This is a genomic window from Nocardia sp. NPDC059229 (genome assembly GCF_042754165.1).
Classification (GTDB): Bacteria; Actinomycetota; Actinomycetes; order Mycobacteriales; family Mycobacteriaceae; genus Nocardia.
In genome coordinates, this window is record NZ_JBHZAK010000004.1 from 406,166 (window position 1) to 420,586 (window position 14,421).

Genomic DNA, 14,421 nt, shown 5'->3' on the forward strand with positions numbered 1-14,421 from the left:
GGATTTCACTCTTCTGACGTCCCCGGCTTGCCGCATTCCGGTCACCGGCTGACCCGTTTCCCGCACAGGCGTGCCCGGCGTTCCACCGCCGGTCAGTAGCCCGCGCGTGCCCCGGGCCGGCCGATCCGTGCCCGAACTCGCTCGGCGGCCGGGCGTATTCCGCACGCCCGCACATCTGATGATCGAAAGCGAGGGACAGGCCATGGCCTTCTTCGCGAACGGCTCCAGCCGCCGCACCTCCACCGTCGCCGTGCCCGCCGCAGCCGGCCGGCCCGCCGCCGACGTCCACCCCACCGGCGCCGTCATGGACAGCGCGCACGTCGGCGACATCGTCGGCGCGCTCGGCTCCATCGGCCGGCACGACACCCTCGAAGGCCGTTCCCGCCGCCAGCGCTTCCGCATGCTGCTGGCCATCATCGGGCCCGGCCTGATCGTCATGGTCGGCGACAACGATGCCGGTGGCGTGGCCACCTACGCGCAGGCCGGACAGAACTACGGCATGGCGCTGGTCTGGACCCTGGTGCTGCTGATCCCGGTGCTCTACGTGAACCAGGAGATGGTGGTCCGTCTCGGCGCGGTCGCCGGAGTCGGCCACGCGCGCTTGATCTTCGACCGCTTCGGCAAGTTCTGGGGCGCGTTCAGCGTCGGCGATCTGTTCATCGTGAACGCGCTCACCATCGTCACCGAGTTCATCGGTGTCTCCATGGCGCTCAACTACTTCGGGCTGCCCAAGGGCATCGCCGTGCCGCTGGCCGCGGTCGCGCTGTTCGCCATGGTGGCCGGCGGTTCGTTCCGGCGCTGGGAGCGGTTCCTGTTCGGGCTGATCGCGCTGAACATCGTCATGTTCCCGCTGGCATTCCTGGTGCACCCCAAGGCATCTCAGGTCGCGCACGGATTCCTGCCGTCATTCCCGGGCGGGCTGAACTCGACGCTGCTACTGCTCATCGTGTCCATCGTGGGCACCACGGTCGCGCCGTGGCAGCTGTTCTTCCAGCAGTCCAATATCGTCGACAAGCGCATCACTCCCCGCTGGATCCGCTACGAGCGCATCGACCTGTGGGTCGGCATCGTCGTGGTCATGGTCGGCGCGGTCGCCATCATGGCGGCGACCACTTTCGGCCTCGCGGGCACGGCCGCGGCCGGCAGCTTCACCGATGCCGGGGCCGTCGCCCACGCGCTGCACGACCACGTGGGCACCACCGCCGGCGCGCTCTTCGCAATCCTGCTGCTGGACGCCTCGCTCATCGGCGCCAACGCCGTCGGCCTGGCCACCACCTACGCCCTCGGCGACACCCTGGGCCGGCGGCACTCGCTGCACTGGAAGGTCTCCGAGGCGCCGGCCTTCTATATCGGATACGCGGCACTGCTCGGCGTCGCCGCCGCGGTGTCGTTCAGCCCCGATCACGTTCTGGGCCTGCTGACCCAGGGGGTGCAGGCGCTGGCCGGGGTGCTGCTGCCGTCGGCGACGGTGTTCCTGGTCCTGCTCTGCAATGACAAGGCCGTGCTCGGCCCGTGGGTGAACACGGTCAGGCAGAACATTGTCGCCGGGGTCATCGTCTGGTCGCTGGTGCTGCTGTCGCTCGCGCTGACCGCGGCCACCTTCTTCCCGGACCTGACCACCACGACCCTCGAAATCGGCTTCGGCGCCGGCGCGCTGGTCGGCGTCCTGGGCGGGGCGGGCATGCTCATCGCCTGGCAGCGCGGCCGGCGTCGCCGGGCCGAGCGGACCGCGGCCGAGCTCGGCGGACTGGATCCGGATCAGGTGGAGGAGCTGGACTCCACTCGCCTCACCAAGGCCGAGCGCAAGGCCATTCTGGAGGCGGACCGCGACACCTGGCGCACCCCCGCGCTCGACACCCTGGCGCGACCGGCGTTCTCCACGGCGCGCACGGTGGGCATGTTCGCCCTGCGCGGCTACCTGCTGCTCGCGGTGATCCTGGTGGGCGTCAAAATCTTCCAGTCGATCGGCGGCTGATCAACCACGGCGCGGCCGCAGTTCCTGCACATCGTCACCGATGCGCTTGGGCTGCGGCCGTTTTCGATGAAGCTCACGTTTTCGATGAAGCTCAGCAGTGTGCGGGATGAAATCGGACGGGATCACACAGGTTTGGACGAATCCGGTTCGGGGAATACCCGGGGTGCACGACCGTCAGAGATCGTCGAGATCGGGAATGGGGGGCAGCACCGGCTCTGGCCATTCCTCCAGGGTTGCCACCTGCAGGTGGATGAAGGCTGCGATGCGGTGCCTTGCCGAGGACGGGAGTCGCTCGATATCGGCCGGGCTCAGGACGTGTGCGCCGAAGGAGTGGGACTGTGGCGCTTCGGGGTCAGGCGATTCGGGAACAACCTCTAGCTTCGGCCGCGAAGCAGTGGCCGGAATGTCTGGCTCATCCGGGTCTGCGGCAGCGGCGGCGGTTCGCACCATGCCGTGACCATAACCCTTTGATAACGCCCACGGGGAGGCGTTGGCGCACTTGAGTCTTCAGGCTGCGAATTCAGCGAAGCCATTGTATTGGCGGGAGAAATGTGCAGGCAGCGTTGGCCCTTCGGAAATTCGGTGGGCCTGCGCCGGAACACTATGGTGATGGGCGTCACTCTGTCAACACTTCGGACAAAACTCCCCGGAATGGCGCGAAAACTCCCCTGGACTCCCTTGAAAACTCCCGCGGGCGATTCACAGTGGGCGGCACGCAATGGCATACAAATCACGCGCCGGACCGGTCGGCTTCTGTCCGATCGGCCATACCGCACGCAGCTGTCTTTCCAGATCCAGACCGGTCACCGTGGGCGACATCAGGATTCCCTCGGCCAGTTCGGTGGCCACCGCCAGGGAACTCAGCACGGCCGGCGCGATGCCGTCGGCGACGGCGGTCTTGATGGCAGTGGTCGAGGACAGCTCCAGCGCGACATTCGGCTCCCAGCCCGGCATTCCGGCGGTCATGGCGCGCTCGAAGGAGTTCCGGGTGCCCGATCCGGGTTCGCGATAGATGAGCGGACTGCGCGCCAGTTCGGCCGCGTCGATCTCGGCCCGGCGGGCCCAGGGGTGACCGGGCGCGACCACCACGACCAGCCGATCCCGGCCCACCACATGGCTTTCCAGTTCGGTCGGCAAGCGCGGGCTCTCCACGAACCCGATTCCGGCCCGGCCCTCGAGCACCGCCTTGGCGACCTCGGCCGAATTGCCCGATTCCAGGGCGATGGAGGTGTCCGGCATCCGGGCCCGCAGGCCCACCAGCCATTTCGGGAACAGGTACTCCGCGACGGTCTGGCTGGCCGCCACCCGCAGCCGCGAATCCCGCTGCGCGCGCAGGCTGTCGATCCCGGCGTCCAGCCGCACGGCCGCATCCACGACAGTGCGCGCCCATTCGGCGATGAGCGAGCCCGCCGCCGTCGGCCGCGAGCCGAGCGTCGTCCGCTCCAGCACCGGCACGCCCACCAGCTGCTCGAGATAGCGGATGCGCGAGCTGGCGGAGGGCTGACTGATGCCGTGCGCCTTGGCCGCCCGGCCGAGACTGCCCAGCTCGATCACCGACAGCAGCAGATCGAGGGCGGCCAGATCGGGGACGCGCGGGGACAACGGCACAGAGCGAGTCTATGCACGCCGCCCGGCCGGGTCCGGCGACCCGCGGTCAGCGGGCGGCGGCCACCCGCTCGACCACCGGCCGCCAGGTCTCGAGGGGATGGACGGTCAGCCCGACCACCTTGCCCGCGTCATCGGCGCGCCGCAACGCGAGGGCCGCGGCGAAATCGGGATCGCGCTCGAAGGCCGTGATCTCCGCGGGCGTCATGGGACCGCCCTGCGCGATCAGGGTGCGCCGGCTCGACGGCGAAAGCGCCTCGGCGTGTATCGAATCCGTGGCCGCCAGATACCGCTTGGCCACGACGTGCAGTTCGACCAGCCGCGCGACACGTGCGCCGAGCAGGGCCCGGACCGCGTCGCCGCCGTGGACTCCGTGCCCCGCGTCGTCACCGGGCACCAGCACGTGCCCGATGTCGTGCACCAGCCCGGCCACCTGGAGTTCCTCGTCGCCGGGAAAGTCCCGGCGCAGGAGCTCGGCGCACTGCCGGTCGTGGTCGAGGATGTCGACCGGATCGCCGCTGCGGTCGGGCATGTCCCAGGCGTCGGCGCAGCCGGCCAGCAGGGTCATGAGTTCGTCGACGGTGCCGATGGGCGCGCGGTTCACGCCCGCACCCTACGGGAATACCCGCGCCGACAGCTGGGTCGAATTAGTTGGCATATCAACAATATGGATTCGGGTGCGCCGCCGAGCCGATTCGGAACGCATCGGACACTATTCAGCAAACCAACTGTGTGGCCGGCGAACGGGTCACCACGCCTGTGCGCCGGTTCCTCTGGAAGGAGCCTCCCATGCACGATCTGAGCGGCAAGACGATTCTCATCACCGGCGCGGCCCGGGGCATCGGCGCCGCGGCCGCCCGGCAGGCGGTCGGGGCCGGGGCGAATGTCGTGATCGCCGACGTGCTCGACGAGGAGGGCAAGGCGCTCGCGGCCGAATTGGGCTCGCGGGCTGCCTATCAGCACCTCGACGTCACCTCCGAACTCGACTGGACCACCGCGCTGGCCGCGGCCTGCGACGCCTTCGGCGGCAGCGTGCACGGCCTGGTGAACAATGCCGGCATCTCGACCGGGGAGCTGCTGGCCGATGAATCGGTAGAGCACTTCCGCAAGGTCATCGACATCAATCTGGTCGGCGTCTTCCTGGGCATGCGCACCTTCATCCCCGCGCTCAAGCAGGCGGGCGGCGGCTCGATCGTCAATATCTCCTCCGCCGCCGGGCTCATGGGTTTGGCCCTGACCGGCAGCTACGGCGCCTCCAAGTGGGCGGTGCGCGGCATGTCCAAGGTGGCCGCCATCGAGAACGGCATCGACCGGATTCGAGTGAACTCCGTGCACCCGGGCATGACCTACACCCCGATGACCGCACAGGTCGGCATCCAGCAGGGTGAGGGCGGCTATCCCAATACCCCGATGAGCCGGGTCGGCGAGGCCGATGAGATCGCCTCGGCCATCGTCTTCCTGCTCTCGGACGCGTCCTCCTACGTCACCGGCGCGGAACTCGCGGTGGACGGCGGCTGGACCGCCGGGCCGACGGTGAAATACGTGATGGGCCAATAGCACTCCAAGGCTCCCGGTCGAGGAGTTCCGGCGCTAGTGCTTCTCGATGCGGCTCGCGGGCGGGGTGACCGCCCCGCGGCCGCGCAGGTAGGTCTCCAGGGCGTCGAGATCGATGGGGCCGACCAGGGTTTCGCGGCTCTGCTGGAACACGGTGAAGCCGTCGCCCCCGGCGGCCAGGAAGTTGTTGGTCGAAACCCGGTAGACCGCCACGGGATTCAGCGCCTGCCCGGCCACCCGGACGCTGCCGTCGACCACCTTGTGCCCCTTGGGCGCGCCGTCGGAGTAGGTGTAGGTGATGCCCGCGACCGACAACACGCCGGGCTTGCTCACATTGTCCCATTGCTGCTCCAGCAGATTCAGGATCTGCTGTCCGGTCAGCTCCACCGCCACCACCTGATTGCCGAAGGGCTGCACGGTGTAGGCCTGCTCGTAGGTGATGTTGCCGCCGGTCAGCCCCGCACGCACACCACCTGGATTCATGAAGGCCGCCACGGCCTGCACGGTGGTCATGGCGTCGAGCATGGCGTCGGCGATGACATCGCCGAGCGGGGAATCCCCGGCCGGAGCGGGCTCGGCGGGCACCGGCGCGGTGGCCTGGCCGATCACCCGATCGGCCAGCGGTTTCGCTTGTCCGGCAAAGTAATCCACCAGCTGGGCGGCGCCGGGCGCGGGCGTGACATCGCGGGTGACGACCCGGTTGACAGCCTTCGCCTCGACCTTGCCGTCGTGGAAGCGCAGGGTAACGTCGGCGACGAGGCGGCCGAAGGAGGCGGCCTGGGTGACCACCTTGCCGTCCAGTGTGCAGTTGTAGGCCTGGTGGCTGTGCGCGGTGAGCAGCACCGACACCGCGGCATCGGTGTGGTGGGCCAGCGCCTGGACGTCGGGTGAGATGCCGGCGCAGCCGTTGTAATCGACCGGGCCGCCGTGGGTTTGCTGGGCGCCGCCGTCGTGCAGCAGCGCCACCACGGTTTCCGCACCCGCGGATTTCATCTCGGGCACGTACTTGCCGATGGCGTCGGCCTCGTCGCCGAAGCGGTAGCCACGAATGCCCTCGGGCGTGACGATGTGCTCGGTGTCGGTGGTGACGACGCCGATGACGCCGATCTTGTGGCCGCCCAATTCGAGCATGGTCCACGCCTTCAGCCCGGGCGGCAGCTGGCCGTTGCCGTCGGTGACATTGCCGGCCAGGTACGGGAACTTCGCCCCGGTGAACGGCTCGCCCGGCGTGCAGCCGTCGGCAGCGCATCCGCCCTGCTGGAGTCGGCGCAATTCGGCGACGCCGTGGTCGAATTCGTGATTGCCGACCGCCGAGGCCGCGACACCCACCGAGTTCAGGAAGTCGATGGTCGGCTCGTCGTGGAACAGGGAGGAGACGAGCGGGCTGGCCCCGATATTGTCCCCGGCCGACAGGATGGCGCTGTCCGGGTAGGCCGCCTTCAGCCGCGCCAGATGCGCGGCCAGGTACGCCGCTCCCCCGGCGGTGTACGTCCCCACTTTGCCGTTGGCGCCGTCCGGCGGTTGCAGATTCCCGTGCAGGTCGTTGATCCCGAACAGGTGTACTTCACCCGGTTGCGCCTTGGGCAGGTCGCCGGTCGACACCAGCGGCACCGCGGTCGAGGTAGCGGAGGTCGGGTTGTCCGCACCGCCGCAGCCCGCCACCAGAGCCAAACTCAGTACCGCCGCGCACAGTCCCAGAACACGCCGCCGACCGTTCATACCTGTCGACTGTGTCAGACGCGGTCGACGGTCGCACTACGACAGGGTGAATTCCGGCGTCTCCGAGCCCTGTTCATCGAGGCCGCAGTCCAGCCTGTGCGCCCGGGCCACGGGCGGCGTTATACACCCAGGTCACGATCTGCGCGCGATTGGTGAAGCCGAGTTTGGTGAGAATGTGCTGCGCGTGGTTCTGCGCGGTGCGCTCGGACAGCACCAGGGCGGTGGCGATCTCGCGATTGCTCAGCCCCGCGGCGACCAGCTGGGCCACCTCCCGCTCACGTGGGGACAGCACCGCCCGCGCGGACGCCTCGGCGGCAAGGCTCCGCAGTCGGTCAGTCCACGGCGGCATGCCGATCGACTCGGCCTGCGGCAGCGCGGCTTTCGCCAGTGCCAGCGCCTCCTCGGTCGCCCCGCGCGCCAGCAGCACCGCGGTCAGATCAGTGCTCGCCTCGACCACGAAACCCTGGGCGCCGGTGTCCCGGCAGATCTCCAGCGCGGTGCGCAGCTCGCGTTCCGCGGCGGCCGAATCACCCAGTGCGGCGGCGAATTTACCGAGCCAGAGCGGCACCGGGCCGAAGTAGTGCGCATTACCCGCACCGCTGACGACATGCCGATCGCGGTAGGGCCGCAGCTGGTCGGCGAACCACAGGGCGTGCGTGAATCGCACTGTCCCGCCCGGTGATTCGAGGACGAGCAGGCCGGAGGCGACGGCGGCGTCCAGCGCGGGGAGGCATTCCAGCACCGGGCGGCCGATCAGCCGCGCGGCGATCGCGACGGGGAAGGCGTCATCGAGGATGGCGGCCGCCCGCAACAGTTCCTGGGCACGGGGTGGCACGGTGGCGAGGCGGCCGCGCACCACTTCCCGCAGTGTGGCGGGCAGGCGCAGCTCGTCGCCGGCGGCGGCGCCGAGCAGGCTCCGCCCGAGTTCCCGCAGATAGAAGGGGTTTCCACCGCTCATCCGGTAGGCGGCGGCGGTAATGCGGTCGGGCACGGCACGTTCGGCCGCCGCGCTCAAGCAGGCGGCGGAGCTGCCGTGGGACAGCCCGGTCAGGTCCAGGACGTCGGTCACCGGCTCCCGCAGCAGTTCCGGCGCCACGGCCCGCCAGCCCGCCTCGGCGTCGGCGGAGGTGTCACGGGCGTTGGCACACACCAGGATTCGCTGATCGCGCCAGCCGCGCACGATGTGCCGCAGCGCCAGCAGCGACGGCTCATCGGCCCAATGGATGTCGTCGAGCACCAGCAGCACCGGCTCGTCCCCGGTGAGCCGGTCGGCGAACCCGTCGAAAAGTCGCGTCCGGCCGGTCGCGGGATCCTCGATGTCGGGCTCGGATGCGTCGAAGGCCTGCCGCCACAGCCCGAACGGCGGCGCATCCCGGGCTTCCAGCGCCCGTGCCCAGAGCGTGCGGCCACCTCGCGTTCGGACCCAGGTCGTGAGTTCACTGGCCAGGCGGGTCTTGCCGATGCCCGCCTCACCGCGGCAGATGATCAGCCGCGGCGTGCCGTGCGCCGCCTGCTCCCATCGCCGGCGCAGGTCGGCGAGCTCGCGCTCGCGCCCGATGAACTCGGTCGACACGGATACCTCCGGACCGCACGTTGCTCGCACGCCACACCTCTCCGCCCGGAATGCGGAGCACCGACCGCTACCCGCGCCGGTCGGTGATCTCACCCTCGAAGGCCTCGATGGTGGCGTCCGGGCCGGGTGCGATGCCGGTGCGCTCGAAGGCCGGGAAGAGCCGTTCGGCGGCGAATCTGTCGGCCGCGGCGGCGGATTCCCAGACGTCCACGATGTGCAGGGTGCCGTCCAGTTCGCCGACGATGTGCAGCAGGTTGCCCGCCAGGGGCTCGGGTCCGAGCGCCTCGTGCACCTCCCGGTACCGCTGCAATCCGACGCGGGCGTGTGGCTGATGTGGATATAGGACATGGTCTCCTCCTCTCGGAGTCACCCGCGGTGGGTGCTGCCCGAAGCGTAGGAAGACCTGTCCCGCTGCCGCTTCCGCCGAATTACTCACGGCATGTACTCACCGGCCGCCGCGCCCTCGGGTGCGGCGGCCGGGCCCGGCTACTTCGGGTCTAGCTGCTGGACGCGCTGGCGAACGGGGTCGAGACGGGAAGGGACGGGCGGCGGATCGGGTGCTGCCACAGGCCCTTTCGCTCCAGGATCGGCAGCACGCCCTCGCCGAACCAGTAGGCCTCCTCCAGGTGCGGGTAGCCGGAGAGCACGAAGTGGGAGATGCCGGCCTTCGAGTATTCGACGAGGCGCTCGGCCACCTCCGCGTGCGAGCCGACCAGCGCGGTGCCCGCGCCACCGCGCACCAGGCCCACGCCCGCCCACAGGTTCGGGGCGATCTCGAGCCGGTCGGTGCTGCCGTTGTGCAGCTCCGACATCCGGCGCTGCCCCTCGGATTCGCTCTTGGCCAGGGCGTTCTGGACGCGCTCGATATCGGCCGGGTCGATCCCGGCCAGCAGCTTGTCGGCCACCGCCCACGCCTCCTCGGAGGTGTCGCGGGTGATGACGTGGATACGCAGGCCGTAGTCCAGCTTGCGGCCGTGGTCCACGGCCAGCCCGCGGATCCAGTCGAGCTTGCGGCTGACCGCCAGCACCGGTTCACCCCAGGTGAGATAGGTGTCGGCGTACCGGGCCGCGACGGGTCCCGCCGGGGCCGAGGAGCCGCCGAAGAACACCGGCGGCACCGGATCGGGCCGATTGCTCAACAGCGCGTTCTCGACGTGAATGTGCTCGCCGCGGAACGTGACCGGCTCGTGCGAGTTCCACAGTGACCGCACCACATCCAGGAACTCTCCCGTCCGGGCGTACCGGGTCTCCTTGTCGGCGAAGTCGCCGTAGGCCGCCTGCTCCAGCGGTTCGCCGCCGGTCACCACATTGAGGAAGAGCCGTCCCGCGGAATGCCGCTGGAAGGTGCCCGCCATCTGCGCGGCCAGGGTGGGGCTCATCAGGCCCGGGCGCAGGGCCACCAGGAATTTCAGCGTCTCGGTAGTCTCAACCAGCATAGCGGTGGTGAGCCAGGCGTCCTCGCACCAGGAGCCGGTGGGGGTGAGCACGGCCTCGAAGCCGTTGGTCTCGGCGGCCGCGGCGATCTGGTTCAGGTAGTGCAGCGAGGCCGGGCGGTCACCCGACATCGGGGTGCCGTGCCCGCCGGCCACCAGGCCGCGAGAGTCGCCGGAGGTGGGCAGGAACCAGTGGAACGACAAGCTCATGCGGGGACTCCTAGGAGGTGAATCGATCGTTGTAGCGGGTGTCGATGAAGTCGGCGATCCGGACCTTGCCCGGAATCAGCTTGGCGTCGGAGAAACCTTCGGCCACTTGCTGTTCCGCGACGATCGTCGCGTCATCGAGCGGGTGATCCTGGTAGTTGGCGCGGTTCACGGCCAGGAGCGTGACGTCGTAGGGCACCCCGGTGATGGCGGCCGACTGCTTGGCCCAGTCCTCGCGATGGCCGGTGATCCACACATGCGCACGCTGGATGCGCACCAGCAGGTCCCGGACGGCGGCCGCATTCGCCTTGTTCTGCAACGTCTTCGAGCCCGTGACGAAGAAGCTGTCCGGCTTCACGTAGCCGGTGCCGTCCACCAGCACCCGATTGCCGCTCAGTTCGGCCTGGGCCACATAGGGATCCCAGACCGTCCAGGCGTCCACCCGCCCGGTGGACAGCGCGGCGAGCGCGTCGGCGGGTTGCAGGTACTGCGGTTCGATATCGGAGAAGGTGAGCCCGGCCTTGGTCAGCACCGACAACAGGTGGTAGTGCGCGGAGCTGCCCTTGGTGACCGCGATCTTCCTGCCGCGCAGGTCTTTCGGATCCTTGATCGACGAGTCCTTGGGCACCACCAGACCGTTCCCGGCCGCCCCGGAGTCGTAGGACCCGATGATCTTGATCTGGGACTTGGCCGCCGCCGCGAACACCGGCGGAGCGTCGCCGACGCCGCCGAAGTCGATGGATCCGGCATTGATGGCCTCGAGCAGGGGCGGTCCGGCGGTGAAGGTGGACCATTCGACCTTGTACGGGAGTCCCTTGCCCTCGCCGGAGACCTCCAGCAGGGCTTGCAGCGCAAGACCTTTCTGATCACCGATGTGCAGGGTCACCTGTGACAGGTCCACCGATCCGTCCGCGTTCACGCCCTTGGTGTCGTCATTGCGGGACGAGCACGCCGCGCTGACGAGGGCGGTGGCGACCGCCAGGGCGGCGAACAGGCGCTTGGATCTCATTCGGTGGTTCCTTCCGGGGTGACACCCAGCTCGGCGAGCAATGCCGTACGCAGGGCCAGGAATTCGGGATGGTCGCGCCGACGCGGGCGCGGCAGGTCGATGGGAATCTCGCGGGCGATCCGGCCGCCGTCGAGCACCAGGGCACGATCGGCCAGCAGCACCGCCTCGTCCACGTCGTGGGTGACCAGCAGCACGCCGGGCCGATGCCGCGCCCACAGGTCCAGCACCAGGCCGTGAATCGTAATGCGGGTCAGGGCATCCAGGGCGCTGAAGGGTTCGTCGAGCAGCAGCAGATCCGGCTCCCGGACCAGGGCGCGCGCCAGTGAGGCCCGCTGCGCCTCACCGCCGGAGAGGGTCAGCGGCCAGGCCTCGCCGCGCGCCGCCAGGCCCACCTCGGCCAGCGCGGCTGCGGCGGCGGCCCTGGGGTTTTCATGACGCAGTCCGAGAGTCACGTTGTCGCGCACGCGTTTCCACGGCACCAGGCGCGGTTCCTGGAAGGCGACCGCGACCTCTCCGGATACGGTGAGCTCGCCGCCGGTCTCGTCGTCCAGGCCCGCCAGCGCCCGCAGCAGGGTGGATTTACCGGAGCCGCTGCGCCCGAGCAGGGCCACGAATTCGCCGGCGCGGATATCGAGATCCAGTCCGTGCAGGACGCGGCGTTCGCCGAAGTCCTTGACCAGATCCCGAATTCGCACCACCGGGGAATCGGCCGCGGCCGGGGTCGCCGCCGTCTCCTCCAGTTCGGCCAGCGTCGCCGCGATCACCGAATCGGTCAGGGTGCCAGGAAGCCGCGTCGCCATGACAGCGCTCTCCTCTCGATGGAACGAACGAGCGCGTCGGTGAGCAGCCCGAGCACGCTGTAGACGAGCAGGCCGACCACGATCACGTCGGTACGCAGGAACTCGCGGGCGTCGTTGATCATGAAACCCAGACCCGCGTCGGCATTGACCTGCTCGGCGACAATGAGCGCCAGCCAGGCCACGCCCAGCGACTGACGCAGGCCGACCAGTGTCTGCGGCAGCGCGCCCGGCAGCACGATGTGCCGGATCAGGCCCGCCCGGCTCAGCCGCTGCACCCGGGCCAGCTCGGCCAGCTTGCCGTCCACGCCGCGGATACCCGCGAAGGTGTTGAGGTACAGGGGAATCGCCACCCCGAAGGCGACCAGCACGATCTTGGGCAGCTCCCCGATCCCGAACCACAGGATGAACAGCGGGATCAGGCCGTAGAACGGCAGCGTCCGCAGCATCTGCATCAGCGGGTCGACCAGGTACTCCCCGGCCCGGCTCAGCCCGGCCAGCAGGGCCAGCCCGATGCCGGCCACCGCGCCGATGACGAAGCCCAGCGCGGCTCGCTGCAGCGACACCGACACGGCCTTGGTGAGCGTGCCGTCCTTGATCAGGTCGACGGCCGTCTGCACGACGGTCACCGGGGAGGCGAGCAGCCGCTCGGGCAGCACACCGGTCGAGCTGGCGAGCTGCCAGACCACCACCAGCAGCACCGGCGCGACGAAGCGCGCCAGCACGGAGACGCTCGGCAGGCGTGGCCGGCCGGTAATGGGCCTGGCCTGCACGGCAATTGCGGACACGACAGCACCTCGGGCGAACGGGGACGGGGACGGTGGCGGCCGCGAGCCTTCGTCCGCCACACCCCGACCCTGCCGGTCCGGCCCGGCCCGGTCACCGGTTGTAATCCGCGTGATTCTGGGCTTGCTCCCGCCCCAGCTGCGCGCGGGGGCATGGGCGAGGTGTACCAGGCCTACGACACGGTCAAGGACCGGACAGTGGCCATCAAGGTGCTGCCCGAACGCCTGGCCGAGGACACCGTGTACCGGCAGCGGTTCCAGCGCGAATCGCACGCGGCCGCGCGGCTGCGGGAGGCGCACGTCGTCCCGATCCACGACTACGGGGAGATCGACGGCCGGCTCTACAACGACATGCGGCTGGTGGACGGCGACAGCCTGCGCTCACTGCTGCACCGGCACGGGCCGGGCGCGCCGGAGGACGCGGTCGCGGTGGTCGAGCAGGTCGCCGCCGCGCTGGACGCCGCGCATCGGGACGGGCTGCTGCACCGGGACGTGAAGCCGGACAACATCCTGGTCACCCACGAGGGCTTCGTCTACCTGGTGGATTTCGGGATCGCGCAGTCGGCCACCGACGAGTCGCTCACCCAGGACGGCGGGGCGGTCGGCTCCTTCCGCTACATGGCCCCCGAGCGCTTCTCCTCACTCGACCTCGGACCCAGCACCGACGTGTGCTCGTTCTCGTCGCGGCCGCACTGACTTTCGCGGGCTGGGCCTATTCACAGCGGACGAAACCGGGCACGGCGATCGGGGACGCGGCGACCCTGCGCGGTCCCGACATCGACCTGCTCTCGGTGGTCGCCGGGACCGGATATCACCGGGCCAATTGCGCGCACGGGTCCTCCGACCAGGCCGTCCTGTCCTTCATCGTCTGCGACCCGAACCCGGCCACATCCGCACCCGAGGCGCACTTCTTCCGATTCCGGACCGCGAACGCGCTGCACGACTACTACAACACCGCCTTTCTCGGCGTGATGGGCGCGACCAGCTGTCCCTCGGATCCGCCCGGCAAGGACGGCGCCTCGATGGACGACGGCAAGGAGATCGGGCGAAAGGCCTGCTACACCGACCGCACCACGTCGGCGGCGGGCAATCCGGCGCTGGTCATTACCGACGAGTCCGATTTGGCGATGGCCGCATACATCTGGGACGGCGCCGACAAGACGGCGCTGCGCGACTATCACGAGAAAGGGAACCTCGGACAGTTCCGGTCCCAGGAGAACGCCCACGACCCCGACGATTTCACCGAGGGCGACCGCTCCCTGCTCGGTCATCTCAACGCCCCGTACATCGATACCAACTGCCGGCACGGCAACCCGCCCGTCGGCCCGGCCACCGCAATCCTCGACTGCGATACCAAGATCGACGACCCGGGGGTCTCCTTCGTCGGATTCCCGAACAGCGGTACCACCAAGACCGTGTATCAGGCCGACCTGGGTCAGTTTCCCGGCCATGCCTGCGGCGGCGGTGGCGCCGATGATGTCTGGCGACAACAGAGCACCCCCATCGGGCGGTTCTTCTGCTACACCGACAAGACCGATGATCCGGCCCGCGACGTCCTGGTCGCGGTGTACGAGGACCTGCACCTGTTCGTGGTGGTCACCGGATCGACAGCCGAGTATCCCGGCAACTCGCCCAAGAACAACGCGGCCCTGTTCGCCTGGTTCCAGCAGCATTTCACGACATAGAAAGGCATAGAAATGGGTGGTGCCGGGTTCCCTCCGCAGCTGGGAACCCGGCACCGGGTCGGCACCGGTGTGGGCGGTG

At 69.3% G+C, this 14,421-nt stretch carries 13 protein-coding genes and 1 pseudogene; 4 read left to right on the forward strand and 10 right to left on the reverse strand.

Going from position 1 to position 14,421, the window contains the following annotated elements; translation table 11 throughout:
• The first annotated feature begins 202 nt into the window (after positions 1 to 202).
• Complete coding sequence (locus tag ACFXHE_RS13175; protein WP_379382856.1) at positions 203 to 1,975, forward strand: NRAMP family divalent metal transporter; 1,773 nt, start codon at positions 203 to 205, stop codon at positions 1,973 to 1,975.
• Between the two features lie 174 nt (positions 1,976 to 2,149).
• Here ACFXHE_RS13175 and ACFXHE_RS13180 read toward each other — a convergent pair whose 3' ends face one another.
• The 3 genes from ACFXHE_RS13180 to ACFXHE_RS13190 all read right to left on the reverse strand — a co-directional run bounded on the left by ACFXHE_RS13180 (position 2,150) and on the right by ACFXHE_RS13190 (position 4,184).
• Positions 2,150 to 2,425 carry a hypothetical protein gene (locus ACFXHE_RS13180; protein WP_354834502.1) on the reverse strand — a complete coding sequence of 92 codons (276 nt, stop codon included), beginning with the start codon at positions 2,423 to 2,425 and terminating at the stop codon, positions 2,150 to 2,152.
• Between the two features lie 249 nt (positions 2,426 to 2,674).
• Positions 2,675 to 3,583, reverse strand: coding sequence for a LysR family transcriptional regulator (locus tag ACFXHE_RS13185; protein WP_379382720.1), 909 nt, complete (start codon positions 3,581 to 3,583; stop codon positions 2,675 to 2,677).
• 46 nt (positions 3,584 to 3,629) lie between these two features.
• Positions 3,630 to 4,184: an inositol oxygenase family protein gene (locus tag ACFXHE_RS13190; RefSeq protein WP_379382722.1), complete on the reverse strand. Its 555-nt coding sequence runs from the start codon at positions 4,182 to 4,184 to the stop codon at positions 3,630 to 3,632.
• Between the two features lie 185 nt (positions 4,185 to 4,369).
• Here ACFXHE_RS13190 and ACFXHE_RS13195 point away from each other — a divergent pair, with 185 nt between their 5' ends.
• Entirely contained in the window at positions 4,370 to 5,137 is a 768-nt protein-coding gene (locus ACFXHE_RS13195) for a glucose 1-dehydrogenase (RefSeq protein WP_379382724.1), read from the forward strand.
• A 33-nt stretch (positions 5,138 to 5,170) separates the two neighbouring features.
• Here ACFXHE_RS13195 and ACFXHE_RS13200 read toward each other — a convergent pair whose 3' ends face one another.
• The 7 genes from ACFXHE_RS13200 to ACFXHE_RS13230 form a co-directional block, all read right to left on the reverse strand.
• Entirely contained in the window at positions 5,171 to 6,853 is a 1,683-nt protein-coding gene (locus tag ACFXHE_RS13200) for a bifunctional metallophosphatase/5'-nucleotidase (RefSeq protein WP_379382726.1), read from the reverse strand.
• Positions 6,854 to 6,926: 73 nt separating this feature from the next.
• Positions 6,927 to 8,426 carry an AAA family ATPase gene (locus ACFXHE_RS13205; RefSeq protein ID WP_379382728.1) on the reverse strand — a complete coding sequence of 500 codons (1,500 nt, stop codon included), beginning with the start codon at positions 8,424 to 8,426 and terminating at the stop codon, positions 6,927 to 6,929.
• A 67-nt stretch (positions 8,427 to 8,493) separates the two neighbouring features.
• Positions 8,494 to 8,718, reverse strand: coding sequence for a hypothetical protein (locus ACFXHE_RS13210; protein ID WP_379382730.1), 225 nt, complete (start codon positions 8,716 to 8,718; stop codon positions 8,494 to 8,496).
• Between the two features lie 205 nt (positions 8,719 to 8,923).
• Positions 8,924 to 10,069, reverse strand: a complete 1,146-nt coding sequence (locus ACFXHE_RS13215; protein ID WP_379382732.1) for an LLM class flavin-dependent oxidoreductase — start codon at positions 10,067 to 10,069, stop codon at positions 8,924 to 8,926.
• A 10-nt stretch (positions 10,070 to 10,079) separates the two neighbouring features.
• The gene (locus ACFXHE_RS13220; protein ID WP_379382734.1) at positions 10,080 to 11,075 is read right to left on the reverse strand and encodes an ABC transporter substrate-binding protein; all 996 of its coding nucleotides are present in this window, start codon (positions 11,073 to 11,075) and stop codon (positions 10,080 to 10,082) included.
• Positions 11,072 to 11,875 (reverse strand): ABC transporter ATP-binding protein, encoded by an 804-nt coding sequence (locus ACFXHE_RS13225; protein ID WP_379382736.1) that lies wholly within the window; start codon positions 11,873 to 11,875, stop codon positions 11,072 to 11,074. Before ACFXHE_RS13225 ends, ACFXHE_RS13220 begins: the two co-directional genes overlap by 4 nt.
• Entirely contained in the window at positions 11,848 to 12,660 is an 813-nt protein-coding gene (locus ACFXHE_RS13230) for an ABC transporter permease (RefSeq protein ID WP_379382738.1), read from the reverse strand. Before ACFXHE_RS13230 ends, ACFXHE_RS13225 begins: the two co-directional genes overlap by 28 nt.
• A gap of 150 nt (positions 12,661 to 12,810) precedes the next feature.
• On the opposite strand from ACFXHE_RS13230, the pseudogene ACFXHE_RS13235 reads away from it, so the two are divergent.
• Positions 12,811 to 13,350, forward strand: a pseudogene (locus tag ACFXHE_RS13235) (serine/threonine-protein kinase); the annotation flags it as partial.
• Positions 13,326 to 14,342 carry a hypothetical protein gene (locus ACFXHE_RS13240; protein WP_379382740.1) on the forward strand — a complete coding sequence of 339 codons (1,017 nt, stop codon included), beginning with the start codon at positions 13,326 to 13,328 and terminating at the stop codon, positions 14,340 to 14,342. The pseudogene ACFXHE_RS13235 and the gene ACFXHE_RS13240, both read left to right, overlap by 25 nt.
• Positions 14,343 to 14,421: the final 79 nt, after the last annotated feature.

Excerpts from the sequence above, each read along its gene's own strand:
- ACFXHE_RS13175 (WP_379382856.1), top strand. The coding sequence starts at position 203 with ATGGCCTTCTTCGCGAACGGCTCCAGCCGCCGCACCTCCACCGTCGCC.
- ACFXHE_RS13180 (WP_354834502.1), bottom strand. The coding sequence starts at position 2,425 with ATGGTGCGAACCGCCGCCGCTGCCGCAGACCCGGATGAGCCAGACATT.
- ACFXHE_RS13195 (WP_379382724.1), top strand. The coding sequence starts at position 4,370 with ATGCACGATCTGAGCGGCAAGACGATTCTCATCACCGGCGCGGCCCGG.
- ACFXHE_RS13200 (WP_379382726.1), bottom strand. The coding sequence starts at position 6,853 with ATGAACGGTCGGCGGCGTGTTCTGGGACTGTGCGCGGCGGTACTGAGT.
- ACFXHE_RS13215 (WP_379382732.1), bottom strand. The coding sequence starts at position 10,069 with ATGAGCTTGTCGTTCCACTGGTTCCTGCCCACCTCCGGCGACTCTCGC.
- ACFXHE_RS13220 (WP_379382734.1), bottom strand. The coding sequence starts at position 11,075 with ATGAGATCCAAGCGCCTGTTCGCCGCCCTGGCGGTCGCCACCGCCCTC.
- ACFXHE_RS13225 (WP_379382736.1), bottom strand. The coding sequence starts at position 11,875 with ATGGCGACGCGGCTTCCTGGCACCCTGACCGATTCGGTGATCGCGGCG.